14 protein-coding genes and 1 tRNA gene are annotated in these 15,855 nt (G+C 60.2%); 4 read left to right on the top strand and 11 right to left on the bottom strand.

Going from position 1 to position 15,855, the window contains the following annotated elements; all coding sequences use genetic code 11:
* Window positions 1-4: 4 nt before the first annotated feature.
* The 5 genes from acpS to rpoZ all read right to left on the bottom strand — a co-directional run bounded on the left by acpS (window position 5) and on the right by rpoZ (window position 4,363).
* Window positions 5-409, bottom strand: a complete 405-nt coding sequence (acpS, locus tag CO657_RS05305; RefSeq protein WP_003587592.1) for a holo-ACP synthase — start codon at window positions 407-409, stop codon at window positions 5-7.
* Between the two features lie 38 nt (window positions 410-447).
* Window positions 448-1,038, bottom strand: a complete 591-nt coding sequence (locus CO657_RS05300) for a DUF2062 domain-containing protein (RefSeq protein ID WP_054181757.1) — start codon at window positions 1,036-1,038, stop codon at window positions 448-450.
* 158 nt (window positions 1,039-1,196) lie between these two features.
* On the bottom strand, window positions 1,197-1,346 hold the full coding sequence (locus CO657_RS05295) for a DUF3563 family protein (RefSeq protein WP_003587595.1): 150 nt from the start codon (window positions 1,344-1,346) through the stop codon (window positions 1,197-1,199).
* A gap of 194 nt (window positions 1,347-1,540) precedes the next feature.
* The gene (locus CO657_RS05290) at window positions 1,541-3,775 is read right to left on the bottom strand and encodes a RelA/SpoT family protein (RefSeq protein WP_003587597.1); all 2,235 of its coding nucleotides are present in this window, start codon (window positions 3,773-3,775) and stop codon (window positions 1,541-1,543) included.
* Window positions 3,776-3,958: 183 nt separating this feature from the next.
* A complete protein-coding gene (rpoZ, locus tag CO657_RS05285) occupies window positions 3,959-4,363 on the bottom strand; it encodes a DNA-directed RNA polymerase subunit omega (protein ID WP_003574261.1) in 405 nt (134 codons plus the stop codon).
* A gap of 297 nt (window positions 4,364-4,660) precedes the next feature.
* Here rpoZ and CO657_RS05280 point away from each other — a divergent pair, with 297 nt between their 5' ends.
* Entirely contained in the window at window positions 4,661-5,248 is a 588-nt protein-coding gene (locus CO657_RS05280) for a LabA-like NYN domain-containing protein (protein WP_003587599.1), read from the top strand.
* A gap of 168 nt (window positions 5,249-5,416) precedes the next feature.
* Here CO657_RS05280 and smpB read toward each other — a convergent pair whose 3' ends face one another.
* Entirely contained in the window at window positions 5,417-5,896 is a 480-nt protein-coding gene (gene smpB, locus CO657_RS05275) for an SsrA-binding protein SmpB (protein WP_012557117.1), read from the bottom strand.
* A gap of 96 nt (window positions 5,897-5,992) precedes the next feature.
* Window positions 5,993-6,877, bottom strand: a complete 885-nt coding sequence (dapA, locus tag CO657_RS05270; protein ID WP_054181756.1) for a 4-hydroxy-tetrahydrodipicolinate synthase — start codon at window positions 6,875-6,877, stop codon at window positions 5,993-5,995.
* Between the two features lie 212 nt (window positions 6,878-7,089).
* On the opposite strand from dapA, the gene CO657_RS05265 reads away from it, so the two are divergent.
* Both CO657_RS05265 and CO657_RS05260 read left to right on the top strand, forming a co-directional pair.
* Window positions 7,090-9,165 (top strand): lytic transglycosylase domain-containing protein, encoded by a 2,076-nt coding sequence (locus tag CO657_RS05265; protein ID WP_054181755.1) that lies wholly within the window; start codon window positions 7,090-7,092, stop codon window positions 9,163-9,165.
* 64 nt (window positions 9,166-9,229) lie between these two features.
* A complete protein-coding gene (locus tag CO657_RS05260; protein WP_054181754.1) occupies window positions 9,230-10,126 on the top strand; it encodes an alpha/beta fold hydrolase in 897 nt (298 codons plus the stop codon).
* Between the two features lie 201 nt (window positions 10,127-10,327).
* On the opposite strand, the gene CO657_RS05255 is transcribed toward CO657_RS05260, so the two are convergent.
* From CO657_RS05255 to CO657_RS05240, 4 genes are all read right to left on the bottom strand, one after another.
* Entirely contained in the window at window positions 10,328-11,350 is a 1,023-nt protein-coding gene (locus CO657_RS05255; protein WP_054181753.1) for a porin, read from the bottom strand.
* A 592-nt stretch (window positions 11,351-11,942) separates the two neighbouring features.
* A tRNA-Ser gene (locus tag CO657_RS05250) sits at window positions 11,943-12,033 on the bottom strand.
* 252 nt (window positions 12,034-12,285) lie between these two features.
* On the bottom strand, window positions 12,286-13,503 hold the full coding sequence (locus tag CO657_RS05245) for an NAD(P)/FAD-dependent oxidoreductase (RefSeq protein WP_054181752.1): 1,218 nt from the start codon (window positions 13,501-13,503) through the stop codon (window positions 12,286-12,288).
* A gap of 86 nt (window positions 13,504-13,589) precedes the next feature.
* Complete coding sequence (locus CO657_RS05240) at window positions 13,590-14,705, bottom strand: Gfo/Idh/MocA family protein (protein ID WP_054181751.1); 1,116 nt, start codon at window positions 14,703-14,705, stop codon at window positions 13,590-13,592.
* A 206-nt stretch (window positions 14,706-14,911) separates the two neighbouring features.
* Between CO657_RS05240 and CO657_RS05235 the strand changes: the two genes are divergently transcribed.
* Window positions 14,912-15,787, top strand: a complete 876-nt coding sequence (locus CO657_RS05235) for a MurR/RpiR family transcriptional regulator (protein WP_003587609.1) — start codon at window positions 14,912-14,914, stop codon at window positions 15,785-15,787.
* The last annotated feature ends 68 nt before the right edge of the window (window positions 15,788-15,855 follow it).

Genomic DNA, 15,855 nt, shown 5'->3' with positions numbered 1-15,855 from the left:
GCGATCAGAGGCTCTCGGGCAACGCCTCGATAATCACGAAGGCCTGCGCCAAGGGATAATCATCCGTTATTGTCAAATGAATGGCGGGCCTATGGCCCGCAGGCAGCATCGATTCGAGGATCAGGGCGGCGGCACCCGACAAGACCATGGTCGGCTTGCCGCTCGGCAGGTTGACGACCCCCATATCCTTCCAGAAGACACCTTGGGCTATGCCGGTGCCGAGCGCCTTGGAACAAGCCTCCTTGGCGGCGAAACGCTTGGCATAGGAGGCGCCGCGATTTGCCCGGCGGTCGGAACGGGCGCGCTCGATCTCGGTGAAGCAGCGATGGGTGAAGCGGTCGCCGAAGCGCTCGATGGATTTCTCGACGCGGCGAATGTCGATCAGATCGCTGCCAATGCCGATGATCATGCCGGAACCTTCCGTCGCTTAAGAGTTCTTGACCAGGTTCATACGCTCGGCATGTCGCCGGCCGGCTTGGCCAGGCGCAGACGCGCCCGCTCCAGCAGCCGTGTGTGGCGGCGCGTCTGAAAACCCTTCACGGTGTAGAAGGTCAGCGCATAGAGCGCAACGGAGGTGACGATCCCCGGCGGAATGGCGCCGACGAGCATCGGCTCCAGCACCGGCCTCCACAATTCGGTGAAGTTCAGCCTGTGAAAGAGGGCGGCGAGATCCACCGCCTGACCAGCCAGATGATCCTCACGGCTCAGCAGCAGATGTCCGATCTCCCAGGTGATGCCCCAGATGAACGGATAGGTCAGCGGGTTGCCGAAGGCCGCGCACCCCAGCGCTGCGGCCACCATACTGCCGGAGAGGAAATAGGTGATGACGAAGGCCATGACGAAATGCACGCCGATGAACGGCGTCCACGACACGAAGACACCGGCAGCGACGCCGGCCGCAACCGCATGCGGCGAAGCGCTCAGGCGCAGGATGCGCATTGTCAGGTAACGGAGCGGGCGAAGGAAACCTTTGCGGGGCCATAGAAGCTCTCGCATCTTTTCCTTGAAACCCGCGGGCTTGCGACGGCGAAACAACATGGCCGGTATTTAGTGCAGCGCACATGACCATGACAAGAGCGGCAAATGATACCGCCGAAAAAACAGCTCAGTCCTCACAGCAGAGAAGAGCTTTGTCATGCCGAGGGGCGTCCGTTATGCATAACGTCCCTCACTCGTCTCAAGTATAAAGTTCAGTATCAGCGCGTGCGGAACAGACCGCGGTCGACCTGGCGCTGACGAAACTCGAGATCAATACGATCGAACGAGCCATTGAGATATGCCATTTCACGTTCCTGCGTGGTCGGAGCGCGGAGGGCACGAGCGATTTTCCTGATAGGGTCAAACATTGTCTTGTCTCATCTTCTGTTTGCGTTTCGATGACCAGAAGATAGGCCCGGCAAGGGCTAATTACTACAGCCGCAACATGGAGACAGCCATGCGCGCAATGCATTGCTTGCCTTTTTAGCGTACCACCCTCACCACAGAACGATCATAAAATGTGCAATTGCGCGCTCAGATTCCTCAGGGCTTAACAAAAGCTTTATTCATAGAGCCGCCGGACCGTGGCGATGCAATCCAGTTCCTTCATCTGAGCGAGCAGCTGATTGAGCTGACGCAGGTCCCAGACCTCGACCTCGAGCATCATTTCGGTGAAATCCGCCGCGACCCGCACCGTATTCAGCAGACGGATATTGACGTCGAGGCCGGCAACCGTCTGGGCGACCTTGGCCAGCGTGCCGGGCTCATTCAACCCGTTGACCATGATGCGCGCCATGAAACGCGACTTGTTGGCTTCGTCGAGATCCCAGCGGACGTCGATCCAACGGTCGGGCTGATCGTCGAAGCGCTGCAGGCTCGGCGACTGGATCGGATAGATGGTGATGCCCTTGCTCTGGTCCATGATGCCGACGATGCGATCGCCGGGCACCGCGCCTGTCGACGCGAACTTGACGTCGACATTGCCGGACAGGCCGCGGATCGGCCCGATATCGGCGTCGGTGTCGATGTTCGAATGGCCGCCGTCGAGCCCGGGCTTGGTCTTGCCGGGGATCTTGAAGATCATGCCGGCCGCACTGCGGACGTTGAACCAGCCGTCGTCGCCCGAGGGTTTCACCGTGACGCGCTCATCCTGATGGTCGGGATAGACGGCGCGCAGCACATCGAGCGAGGACATCTCGCCGCGGCCGACGGCGGCGATCGCATCCTCGACATCCTTCTGGCCGAGACGATGCAGCGCCGGCTTCATCGCCTCGCGTGAAAAGATCTTGCCGGCCCTGTCGAAGGTGCGCTCGAGAATGCGGTGGCCGAGGCCGGCATATTGCTTGCGGATCGCCATGCGGGTGGCGCGGCGGATGGCGGCGCGCGCCTTGCCGGTGACGACGATCTCCTCCCAGGCGGCCGGCGGAACCTGCACGCCGGAGCGGATGATCTCGACCTCGTCGCCATTGGCAAGCCGCGTCACCAGCGGCATGATGCGGCCGTTGATCTTGGCGCCCACCGTGGTATCGCCGATATTGGTGTGCACCGCATAGGCGAAATCGATCGGCGTGGCGCCACGCGGCAGAGCAATCAGCTTGCCTTTCGGCGTGAAGCAGAAGACCTGGTCCTGGAAGAGTTCGAGCTTGGTGTGCTCGAGGAATTCTTCCGGGCTGTCGCCCTCGGCCAGCGCCTCGATCGTATGGCGCAGCCAGGAATAGGCGTTGGATTCACGCGAGAGGATGTCGCCGTCGGCATTGGTGGCGCCGTCCTTATAGAGCGTGTGGGCGGCGATGCCGAATTCGGCGATTTCGTGCATGCGCTTGGTGCGGATCTGCAGTTCGATGCGCTGGCTGGAAGGACCGACGATGGTGGTGTGCAGGGAACGGTAATCGTTCTGCTTCGGCGTCGAGATATAATCCTTGAAGCGGCCGGGCACGACGCGCCAGCGGGTGTGGACGATGCCGAGCGCCCGGTAGCATGACGGGATATCTTCGACGATGAGCCGAAAACCGTAGACATCGGAAAGCTGCTCGAAGGAAAGCGACTTCGACTGCATCTTGCGGAAGACCGAATAGGGCTTCTTCTGCCGGCCCTTGACATAGGCGCTCGTCAGGCCGCTTGCGACCAGCAAGTCGCGCAGTTCCGCCTCGATCTTCTTGACGATGCCTTCATTGCGCTTGGAAAGCTCTTCCAGCCTTTTGGTGACAGTCTCGTAGGCTTCCGGGTTCATATGGCGGAAGGAAAGCTCTTCCAGCTCTTCGCGCATGTCCTGCATGCCCATGCGGCCGGCGAGCGGCGCATAGATTTCCATCGTCTCCTCGGAGATGCGGGCACGCTTGTCGGCCGACATATGATCGAGGGTGCGCATATTGTGCAGGCGATCGGCAAGCTTGACCAGCAGCACGCGCACATCGTCGGAAATGGCGAGCAGCAGCTTGCGCAGGTTTTCCGCCTGCTTGGCCTTCTTGGTGACGAGATCGAGCTTCTTGATCTTGGTCAGGCCCTCGACCAGGCGGCCGATATCCTCGCCGAAGAGTTCGTCGATCTCGGCGCGCGTCGCCGTCGTATCCTCGATCGTATCGTGCAGCAGCGCGACCGCGATCGTCGATTCATCGAGATGCATGTCCGTGAGGATGGCTGCGACTTCGAGCGGATGGGAGATATAGGGATCGCCGCTCGCGCGCTTCTGCTGGCCATGTTTCTGCATGGCGTAGACATAGGCTTTGTTCAGCAGTGCTTCATTGGCATCGGGCTTGTATTGCTGAACCCGCTCCACGAGCTCGTACTGCCGCATCATTCCAAAGCCACTCCGGTAAAAATAAAAGCGCGCCAATCAACGATTGGCGCACACATGGGCAATAATATGCCTAAGCAATAAAGGCGCAAGATTGACGATTGGTAATCATCGCTCTTTCGCATCGCATGATTTCCGGTTCGCCTGCGATTGGGATCACATACGACCGGGGATCAGCTTCGCGCCTTAGTAGTCGTCGCTCTTTTCCGGCGGCACCAGGCCTTCGATGCCGGCAAGCAGCTCTTCTTCCGACATCTGGTCGAAAGTGATCGTCTCAGGCAGATCGTCCTGCTCTTCGCTGTCGGCTGCGGCGACACCGCCGGCGGCGATCATGCTGGCCGGATCGGGCTCGGGCTCGTCAACTTCGACATGCTTCTGCAGCGAATGGATCAGATCTTCCTTGAGGTCATCGGGCGAAAGCGTCTCGTCGGCGATTTCGCGCAGGGCGACGACCGGGTTCTTGTCGTTGTCGCGATCGATGGTGATCGAGGCGCCCTGGGAAATCAGCCGGGCGCGGTGGCTGGCGAGCAGAACCAGCTCGAAGCGGTTCTCCACCTTGTCGATGCAATCTTCAACTGTGACACGGGCCATTGCCTGTCCTTTACGGTCGTCATTTCGGGATTAGCACGCCCGATACAATTAAAACCGGGCAAATACAAGTTTTTCATTCCGGCTCCCCTCGTCTTTATAAGCAGCCGAGCTAAATTTCCATGGAGAATGTCACAATTCCACCTGCGGTTGCTTGGAATATGCCGAATCGTGCCCTAAGTCTTTCATATATGAATAATTGTTAAAGTATGGATCAGAGCAAAAATCAAACCACAAATCATTGATTTTATTGGATTTTGGTCCCGCGGATTTCGATTGCTCTCATTGGATTGGTAAGCGATGTTTGACCCACGCGAAAAAATTGCACTCTTCATTGACGGCGCCAACCTCTACGCTGCATCCAAGAGCCTCGGTTTCGACATAGATTACCGCAAGCTCTTGAAAGCATTTCAGAAACGCGGCTACCTCCTGCGGGCCTACTATTATACCGCTCTGATCGAGGATCAGGAATATTCCTCGATCCGGCCGCTAATCGATTGGCTCGACTATAACGGCTATAAAGTCGTCACCAAGCCCGCCAAGGAATTTACGGATTCCATGGGCCGCCGAAAGATCAAGGGCAACATGGACATCGAGCTTGCGATCGACGCCATGGAACAGTCCGAAACGGTCGATCATCTCGTCATCTTCTCCGGCGACGGCGACTTCACCAACCTGGTCGAGGCGCTACAGCGCAGAGGCCGTAAGGTCTCCGTGATCTCGACGATGTCGACGCAGCCGCCGATGATCGCCGACGACCTGCGTCGTCAGGCCGACCACTTCATCGATCTCTTGTCTTTGAAGGCTGAAATCGGTCGCGATCCCGCGGAGCGGGCGCCACGCCAGGTCGAAGTCGTCGCCGCCCCTGCCAGCGATTTCGAGGACTGAGCCGGGAGGATTGCCACGCGAAACGGCAATCACTGCCCAAGCGTGCCTAAAGCGCGTCGCGATCTTTCAGATTCGCTCCTTGCGCTTTAGCTCTTTGTTTTTACGCATGTCGTTGCCGCAAAAGCGCTTTGCGTGGCAAAACCGCTGCACACTTTTGCGCGACATGCTTTAGCCATTATCCTTCAGCAGGCGGCTCTTCTGCCGGTTCCAATCGCGCTCCTTCTCCGACTCGCGCTTGTCGTGCAATTTTTTACCCTTGGCGAGCGCCAGCTCCATCTTCGCCCGGCCGCGGTCGTTGAAATAGATCTTCAACGGGATCAGCGTCATGCCCTCGCGGTTGACGGCAGAGCGCAGGCGGTGGATTTCACGGCCCGAGAGCAGCAGCTTGCGCCGGCGGCGCGGCTCGTGATTGAAGCGGTTCGCCTGCAGATATTCCGGCAGATAGGAGTTGATCAGCCAGATCTCGCCGCCCTCGTCCGACGCATAGGATTCGGCGATATTGGCCTTTCCCTCACGCAGCGACTTGACCTCCGTGCCCATCAGCACGAGGCCGGCCTCGTAGGTATCGATGATCTCGTAGTTGAAGCGGGCCTTGCGGTTTTCGGCCACGACCTTGTTCACCACGCGCTGGCTGCCTTTGGGGGCCATGACAATATTCCCTTCGAGGCGCGGGAAAAGCCGCGCCCTCATTGCTTGCCCTTTATGTAGGGGAACGATCCGGCCTTGTGAAGACGGCCGGTCTTCTCAGTTCAGCAGTCCGGCATGGCGCAGGGCGGCGTCGATCGCCGCTTCTGTTGACGGCTCCAGCGTCGACAGCAGCGGCGAGCGGACGTTGCGGCTCATGCGACCAAGCCGCGAGAGGCCGTATTTGGCGCCGCAGAGACCGGGTTCGAGGAAGATCGCCTTGTGCAGCGGCATCAGCCGATCCTGATATTCCAGCGCGCTGGCATAGTCGCCTTTCAGCGTCGCCGCCTGGAAATCGGCGCAGAGGCGCGGGGCGACATTGGCCGTGACCGAAATACAGCCGACGCCGCCATGGGCGTTGAAGCCGAGCGCCGTCGCGTCCTCGCCGGACAGTTGCCGGAAATCCTTGCCGCAGGTGATGCGCTGTTCGGAAACGCGCTCGATCTTGCCCGTCGCATCCTTGACGCCGACGATGTTGCCATGCGCCTTGGCAAGCGCACCCATCGTTTCCGGCGTCATGTCGACCACCGAGCGGCCGGGGATATTGTAGATATAGATCGGCAGATCGACGGCCCGGGCAATCGCCGAAAAATGCGCGATCAGGCCCTTCTGCGTCGGCTTGTTATAATAAGGCGTGACGACCAGAACGGCATCTGCACCGACCTTTTCGGCGTGCTGAGCAAGCTCGATCGCCTCACCTGTATTATTCGAGCCGGCGCCGGCCATGACCGGAACGCGCTTTGCGGCAACCTCAATGCACAGTTCCACCACCCGTTTGTGCTCGGCATGCGACAGCGTCGGGGATTCGCCCGTCGTGCCGACAGGAACGAGACCGCTGCTGCCCTCCTTGATTTGCCAGTCGACATGCGCGGCGAAGCTGTCTTCGTTGATCAGTCCGGCATCGGTGAAGGGAGTGACGAGGGCGGGAATGGACCCAGTGAACATGCAAAGCTCCTCACGACCAAATCCTTGCTTCGGCCGCATTCCATGAATATTTTGCGCACCATAGAGCGCCGAAATCATCGCGACAAGCGCGTAGAGTTCGGTTTAGGGCAAATTCCGATAGCAGATGTGAATGAATTTTACCTGATACGGTAAGGTTTCGTTAAGATGCCTCTAGCCAAATGGCAGGGCGTGTTTTCGTTGCGAGATCCCGGATGAAGAAAGCTGTCCTGATTCTGTCCGCCTTCGGCTTTATTGCCGCCGCGTGGAGCAGCGTAGCGTCGCCACTGCCCGGCGAGAGCACGGCTATGCCCGCCGTCAAGCCGCTCGGCTTCATTCCCGAGACAGCCATGCCGGAATCGATCACAACAGGGGCCATTCCGCGCAATCCCGCAGTCGCGCCTATCAACGGCGACCTGAAAGCCGGTCTCGACGCACTTTCCGACAAGGACCCGCGGCTGGCGCTGTCGATCCGCGACAATATGCGCGACGGTACGCTCGATCGCCATATCCTCACCTGGGCGATCGCCGTGTCCGGATTGAAGGGCGTTCCCTCCTATGAAATCGCCAGTGCTGCGCAGGAGCTCAAGAGCTGGCCGGGCCTTTCGCGGCTGCGTGCCTATTCCGAACGCGCGCTCTATGACGAAAACCCCGCCCCATCAGCCGTGCTGGCGGCCTTCGGCGATACCGCGCCTGAGACGATGCAGGGCGCCGTCATCCTCGGCCGGGCGCTGGTTGCAACAGGCAAACAGGCGCAGGCGGCAAAATATATCCGTAAGATCTGGCGCGGCGAGGCTCTCGACAAGGCGACCGAGGACAAGATCCTCATCGAATTTTCCGCACTGTTGACGCCGGCCGACCATAAGGCACGGATGGACTATCTGATGTATCGCGGCCGGGTGGCGCAGGCCAAGCGCTTCGGCGACATGGGCGAGGCGCAATCGCTCTACAAGGCATGGGCCGCCGTCGACGCCAAAGCCGGCAATGCCGGCGCACTGCTCGACGCCGTCGATGCGAGATGGCGCAGCGATGCCGGGCTGCTGTTTGCGCGCATCGAATATCTGCGCAAGCAGGACAAATATGCCGAGGCTGCGGCACTGCTGGAACAGATGCCGCCCGAGCGCAGCGAGCTCGTCAATTCCGGCGAGTGGTGGAACGAGCAGCGAATCGTCAGCCGTGGCCTCGTCGATCAGGGCCAGTTCAAGCCTGCCTATCGCATCGTCGCAAACTACGCCGCAACCAGCCCGATGGATATCGTCGAGGCTGAATTCCATGCCGGGTGGTACGCGCTTCGAGGCCTGCAGGATCCGGCAACGGCGGAAAAGCACTTCCGCAAGATCCTCCAGACATCGAACGGACCGATCTCGGTTTCACGCGCCTGGTATTGGCTGGGACGAGCGGCGGAGGCCGGAGGCCCTGGCAAATCCAGTGAATTCTATGCGAAGGCTGCGACGTTTCCCGGCACCTTCTATGGCCAGCTCGCAGCAGAACGGCTGGGGCGAAAGACGCTGAACGTTACCTATCCGTCGCCGAGCACGGCCGACCGGCAAAACTTCCAGGCACGCGAAGCCGTACAGGCAATCACCCGGCTGGAAGCTGCAGGCCATGGATGGCGGGCCGACATTCTCTATCTCGCGCTCGCCGACCAGCTGCAGAGCCCCGGTGAACTGGCCGTGCTTGCGGCACAGGCCGAGCAATCCGGCGATCATCATCTGTCGCTGCAGATCGGAAAAATCGCCTATGGACGCGGCATCGATGTCGCAGCGCTCGCCTTTCCGGTCGGCGTCATTCCGGCGAATGCCAATATTTCAGGCTCCGGCAAGGCGCTTGCCTATGCCATCGCCCGTCAGGAAAGCGCCTTCAATCCGGCCGCCGTTTCGGCGGCGAATGCGCGCGGCCTGCTGCAGCTTCTGCCGGGAACGGCCCAGGCGGTGGCCAAGCGCCACAACATCGCCTATTCGAAAGACAAGCTGACGGCCGATGCCGGTTATAACGCCACACTCGGCGCGCATTATCTCGGCGAGCAGATCGACGCCTTCGGCGGCTCTTATATCCTCACCTTCATCGCCTATAATGCCGGGCCGAAGCGGGTACCGGAATGGATCGGCCGCTACGGCGATCCGCGCGGCAAATCGATCGACGAGATCGTCGACTGGATCGAGCGCATCCCCTTCCCCGAAACGCGGAACTACGTCCAGCGGGTGATGGAGAATTACGAGGTCTACAAGGCCCGCCTCGGCCAGTCGACCGATATCGAGCGCGACCTCGTCGGCGGACGCAGCGCCTCCTGACGCTGTTTGGCGCGGCTGGAAAAGCAGGCTACATCTTCGGGATCAACAACTCTCGAGGGATGCGATGCCGGATACGGATGCAGGCGGTTTCCAGGAACGATTTTACACCTCTTCCGACGGGCTGACGCTTTATGCCCGCGACTATCAGCCGGCCGAGACGGCGACAGCAGGACGGTTGCCGGTCATCTGCCTGCCCGGACTGACCCGCAATACGCGGGATTTTCACCCGCTTGCGCTGCTTCTCTCCCGGGACATCACAGCACCGCGCCGGGTCATCGCGCTCGATTCGCGCGGACGGGGAAACTCGGCGTGGGATGAGAACAAGGCGAACTACAATCTCGCTATAGAGGCCGGCGACGTCGTCACCGCCTGCGCGGCCCTCGGCGTCGAGCAGGCGATCTTCATCGGCACGTCGCGAGGTGGGCTGATCCTGCATCTGATTGCAGCGACACGGCCGGATCTTCTCGAAGCCGTCATCCTCAACGATATCGGGCCCGTGGTCGAGACCGAGGGGCTGGCGCGGATCCGCGATTATCTCAACAGCGACAGAAGGCCTGACGACTGGAACGCGGCGGCCGATATCGTGAAGGAAAATCATTGCGCGTCGTTTACCGCGCTTGAAGAAGAAGACTGGCGCGAGATGGCGCTTGCCCTTTATCGCGACGTCGGCGGAAGACCGGTCGCCGATTTCGATCCGGCGATCGCAGAGGCACTGAAATCGGTGGATCTCAGCCGGCCGCTGCCTGATCTCTGGGCGCAATTCGACAGCCTGTGCCGATTTCCGCTGATGCTGATTCGCGGCGAAAATACGTCTCTGCTGTCAAAGGAGACGGCCGATGAGATGGCCCGCCGGCATCCGAATTTGATCCTGCATGCTGCCGAAGGGCAAGGACATGCCCCCCTCCTGCATCGCGGCGGCATCCCGACAGCCATTCGAGCTTTTCTCGCCTCCTGCCGATAAGGCGCGCTGCATTAGTTTGACTCAAACGACGCGCTTTCGCGCATTGTTTTCATGCATGTCGCCCGAAACCGCGACGCACTTCCGGGTGACATTCATCGGCCTCATCAAAGCCGGGCGGCGGGTAACAGGTGCGATCGGACCCAAAGCAAAAAACCCGGCTCAAAGAGCCGGGTTTTCCTGATTGACCGAAGTCAGATCAGATTAGAACGAACGCTGCAGGCGGAAGTAGCCGGCCGTCGAGTCGTCAGCATTGTCCGGATCGAGGTACTGAACCGAAGCCTTGGCGTAGAAGTTGTCGACGATCTGGTAATCAACCGTCAGACCGACCTTCCATGCGTCATCATCGCTGAAGTCGTCGCCAGCAACGTAGTAGTTGCTGTAGTACTGGACGCCAGGAGTGATCTTGAGCTTGTCGGTTGCCTTGATTGCGTATTCGGCAGCGATAGCCCATTCAGCCTTGGTGTAGTAGGAGCTCGGGCCGGTAGCGTATACGGCAGCGAGGCCGAGCGTACCAGGACCGATGTCAACCGTACCCATTGCACGGACAGCGCCTTCTTCGTTGTCGACGTCGTAGCCGGCAGTGATCTGGTAGCTGAAGGCACCAGCCTTGCCGCCGAGACCGACGGCAACGCCGACGTTGTTCGGCTCTTCGTCCGTCTTGTAGAAGCCGTCTTCCAGTTCGTCGACGCTGATGCCAGCGTAGAAGGCGTCGGTTTCGTACTGATAACGGATGGAGTTATGCAGCGTGACCGGAGAACCGATATCGTCGGTTTCGCCAGAGAGGCCGTCGTCCCACCAGCTGTAGAACAGACCAGCGCGGAAGCCGGCGATGTCGAGGTAAGCGGAGTCGAGGATGGCGCTCTGATCCGAAGCGTTGTCAGCATTGAACTGCATGACGATGACGCCGGTCAGCGGACCGTACTCGGTGTCGCTCTTGGCCGTGAACTGAACCTGACCGCGGGTCTTGGCATCCCAATCCGAGTCGTTGCTGGCCGAGCCATTGAGCGGCTGATCACCAACGTCGACCTGGAAACGGATGTAACCGTTGATCTTGAGGCAGGTTTCGGTGCCCGGGATGTAGAAGTAGCCGGTGCCGTAAGCGTCGCAGACGCGGACGTATTCAACCGGTTCCGGCTCGGCAGCAACGATAGCGTCAGCAGCCTGAGCACCGGAAACTACTGCGAGAGCAGCAGCGGAGCCGAGAAGAAGGCTCTTGATGTTCATAAATGACCTCCAATTCAAAGTTTCGATCGGGTTTGGGATCTTTCGCTGAGCAGCGTTCCCTGCCCCATTCCCGTGTTTGAAGAAGTGGACGATCAGTCGCCCTTGCTTCCGACGCTGAAAATACAAGACGGAAGCCGTCACGCAATCACCAACTTACTCGGATGGGGGATTTGAGGGAGCCTTCCCGACTTCCTGTTGCTCAAAGGACACAAGTCGGGCAGCCAGCCTCGATTTCCTTTATGCTTTGTTAAGAAAACCCTGATTTTGCGGAGGTTTAGGTCGGGTCAACAGTGAACTGGACATTGGCTGCACACCACATTTGCGACGCTTTTTGGACGAAATCCGGATGCTGAGAGGATATCGCCACCGCTCCAAGCGTAACCGGACATGCACAGATCCGGTTTCGCTGCCTGCCGGGGGCATGGGAGAGACGAGTGATTCCCTGCTGGCGATTCTCCCGCTCAAGGCGGCGCGATTTCTCCTGGCGCGGCCATGACGCATGACCGTCCAGCAACTACGAGACATAACCGCGAAAGCGCAGGTTATTCTCTGTTGCACGATGAGGATTGAACTGAGCTGGGAAAAATCAAAGTGGCGGAGAAGATGGGATTCGAACCCACGATACGCTTTTGACGTATACTCCCTTAGCAGGGGAGCGCCTTCGACCACTCGGCCACCTCTCCGGTGCGGCCTAACTATGGTGACCGGTCTGTGAATGCAAGGGTTTTTTCAGGTTTCACCAGAAGAAATGCAGTGGGCGGCATTTCGGCCGGTTGCACAAACAGACCGCATTTCCTGGCGCGATCGGGAGAATTTGATCGCGCTTCGTTCTCTTAGGCGGCAAAGCTGAGCTTTGCCGTTTAGCGTCCGATAGGATGGGCGATCCCCGCACGACGTTCCCGCCGGGGTGATTCCTTGCAGAATCGGTTCCCGGCTCAGCCGAGCAGGCGCTTGAGATCGGCAGCGGGGTCGGCGAGAATCGATCGGTCGGGGTTGGTTCCGGATTCCAGCAGCTTTTTGCCGGTCACATAGGCTTTGGCGTCGTTGATGGCATCGACGGCGATCAGCAGGCCTTCCCGGAAGTACCAGATGGAATGGGCGCCTTCGCGGGCGCCGGGGCGCAGCAGTGTTTCATCATAACCGAGATTGAAGCCGGCGATCTGCAGCTTGACGTCATACTGGTCCGACCAGAACCATGGCTTCGGATCATAGGGCTCGTTGCCACCGGCAATGACGGCTGCCGCCGCCTCGGCCTGGTCGACGGCGTTCTGCACCGATTCGAGCCTGATGCGGCCACCCTGCCAGGGAAGGGCCGCGCAATCGCCGGCGGCAAAGATCGCCGGATCGGAGGTGCGGGCGAATTCGTCGACGACAATGCCGTTGGCGACTTCGAGGCCGGCTTCCTTGGCGAGCAGGTCATTCGGCACGACGCCGATGCCGACGACGGCAAAGTCGATATCGATAACCGATCCGTCGGACAGCGCGGCGCCGGTGACGCGGCCGTCCTTGCCGACCAGATGCTTGAGCCCTGTTTTCTCGCGGATCACTACGTCGTGGGACTCATGGATCCCGCGCATGATGTCGGCGGTCTCCTTCGCCGCGACGCGCTGCAGGATGCGGTCGGCCATCTCGATGACGGTGACCTCAAGGCCGCGATGGCGGGCGACGGCTGCCGCCTCCAGGCCGATATAACCGCCGCCGATGATGAGGACACGGCGACCGGGGCGCATCTCCTCGGCGAGCAGATCGGCATCGCGCTTGTCGCGGGCGACGTAGACACCTTCAAGATCGCCGCCGATTGCGGCCGGCAGCCGGCGCGGCGTCGAGCCGGTGGCGAGCGCCAGCGTGCCGTAGTCGAGAACGGAGCCGTCCTGCAGCAGAACCTGCTTGCTGTCCGGCTTGATCTGCTCGGCCCATGTGGAAAGGCGAAGGTCGACATCATTATCGCCATACCAGTGCTCGTCGCGGAACAGCAAACGGTCGAAGGCCATTTCGCCGAGCAGGTATTTCTTCGAAAGCGGCGGGCGCTGATAGGGCGCGACGTCTTCGGCGCCGATAAGGGTGATCGGGCGCGTGTCCTTCAAGGCACGCAGCTTGGCCGCCATTGCGAAACCGGCCTGCCCCGCACCGATGATCACCAGTCTATCCGTCACGATCTCACTCCTGAAACTAGGCCCGACACTCATGCCAAGGCCTATCCCCTGCCCTATGCGCCGTCAACGGAGAGCGGCCTTTACCTTCAGCCGATCTCGATCCAGCGACGCTCGTGGAAGGACTGTGCCATGGCATGCACCGACTTCTCTATCCTGAGACCGTCTTTAAATGTCACGATCGACGACGGCTCGCCCGATATTGCCCGGATCAGCTCGCGGCATTCGATGATCTTCAGATCGTTGAAGCCGAGACCGTGACCGGGCGCCGGGATAAAGCGATCATAAGGCCGATGGGCGGGCGCCGCCAGTATCTTGCGGAAACCCTGTTCGGAGCCGCGACCCTCGGCCTGATAGAGTTCGAATTCGTTCATCCGCTCCTGGTCATAGACGATCGAGCCTTTCGAACCATAAATCTGCAGGGCGATGCGGCCCTTGCGGCCCCAGGCGGCGCGGTTGACCATCAACACGGCGGAGATGCCGCCGCCAAGCCGCAACAGCACGTTGGCGGCATCGTGATTTTCGACGGCACGGCGACCACCCTCGCTCAGCGGGCGGTCGGCATAGGGCTTCACCATATCCGTAATGACGGCCTCGACATGGCCGAAGAGATACCAGAGCAGCGACAGCGGGTGCACGGCGAAATCGTCGAGCGCGCCGTAGCCGGCGGAAAGCTCGCTCTTCCAATAGAAGAAGACATCGGGATCCGCCATGAAATCCTCGTCCATCTCGACGCGGATATGGTTGACCGTGCCGATGGCGCCCTCGCCGACAAGCGTCTTGATGTGCCGGATGACGGGATTCTGGATGTAATTATAGCCAAGGGCGGCAACCTTGCCGGAACGCTTCGCCGTTTCCAGCATGCGCTCGGCTTCGGCGTAGGCCGGCGCCATCGGCTTTTCACACCAGACGTGTTTGCCGGCTTCAAGCGCTGCAATGGCCATCTCGGCATGGAACTGATTGGGCGTGGTGACCGAGACGACATCGACCTCGGGGTCGGCGATCAGCGCCCGCCAGTCGGCCGTTGCCTTCTCGAAGCCGAATTCACCGGCCCGCGCCTCAGCAAGCCCGGCATTGGCTTCGGCCAGATGCACAAGTCGCGGACGCTCGACATCGCCGAACACCGTCTTCACCGCATTCCATGCCAGCGCGTGGCACTTGCCCATATAACCGGTGCCGATCAAACCGATGCCGAGTGGCTTCATTTCCGTCTCCTCCAGAGCTGCGCGCGGATTTTTGGAATATTTGGATCATTTTGACAAGAGACCCATCCACGGTCATCGGCGCCATTTTTCGGGAGAATTGTCTAAAAGCCTGGAATTACAGGTGATTAAAAACAATTAGGCGCGCCCTTTGAAATCGTCTATGCTTGGCAATATGGAATATTTGTTTCATCTCGTGAGCCGCAAGCATGGATAACGACCCCCAGAGGCAGGCGCGTGTGCCGCGCGATTTCGAAAGCCTGCGCAGCACCATCATCGAGCGCAAGGCGAGCATGCCGAAGCGGCTGGCACAGGTCGCGGCCTTCGCGCTCGGCAATCCCGACGAGATCGCCTTCGGCACGACGGCGAGCATCGCGGCCGCCTCCGACGTCCAGCCCTCGACGCTGGTGCGCCTGGCGCATCATCTGGGCTACGGGGGCTTTTCCGACCTGCAGAGCATCTTCCGCGAAAGGCTACGCGACCGGACGCTGAGCTATGAAGAGCGGCTCGTCACGCTGGAACAGGCAAGCGGCGACGACGAGGACGCCAATCTGCTGTCAGGCTTTATTGCCGCGGCCAGCCAATCGGTCAACCGGCTAGCGGCGACGGTGCAAAGCGACACATTCACGAAAGCGGTGGATATCCTTGCCGCCGCCGAGACGATCTATCTGATTGCCAAACGGCGCTCCTATCCGCTGACGGCGCATATGACCTACGCTTTTTCGAAGCTCAACATCCGCCACCAGATCGTCGCCTCGCCGAACGGCGTCGACCCGGAAATGGTGCAGTTCGCGACACCGAAGGATGCGGCGATCGCCGCGAGCTTCTCGCCCTATGCGGCCGACAGCCTCAACCAGAGCCAGGAACTTGCCGACCGCGGCGTCCCCGTAATCGCTATTACCGATTCGGCCTTCTCGCCGCTTGCCGCCTGCGCCACGCACTGGTTCGAGGTGGCCGAGGCCGATTTCGCCGGCTTCCGCTCGCTGTCGGCCTCGATGGCGCTGACTATGGCACTGCCGGTCGCCATCGCCGAACGGCGGCGCAAGCGCCAGCATTCAAAAGCTGGGAAAGCGAAAATGGAATAAACATTCCGAATTGACAAAATATCGGAACCGATGTTTCATTATTCACAAATTCGCAGGCACTGGAAGCC

Origin of the sequence: Rhizobium acidisoli (assembly GCF_002531755.2) — a bacterium.
Lineage (GTDB): Bacteria > Pseudomonadota > Alphaproteobacteria > Rhizobiales > Rhizobiaceae > Rhizobium > Rhizobium acidisoli.
The sequence above is the reverse complement of the archived record's forward strand: the minus strand, read 5'-3'. Positions and strand labels throughout refer to the sequence as shown.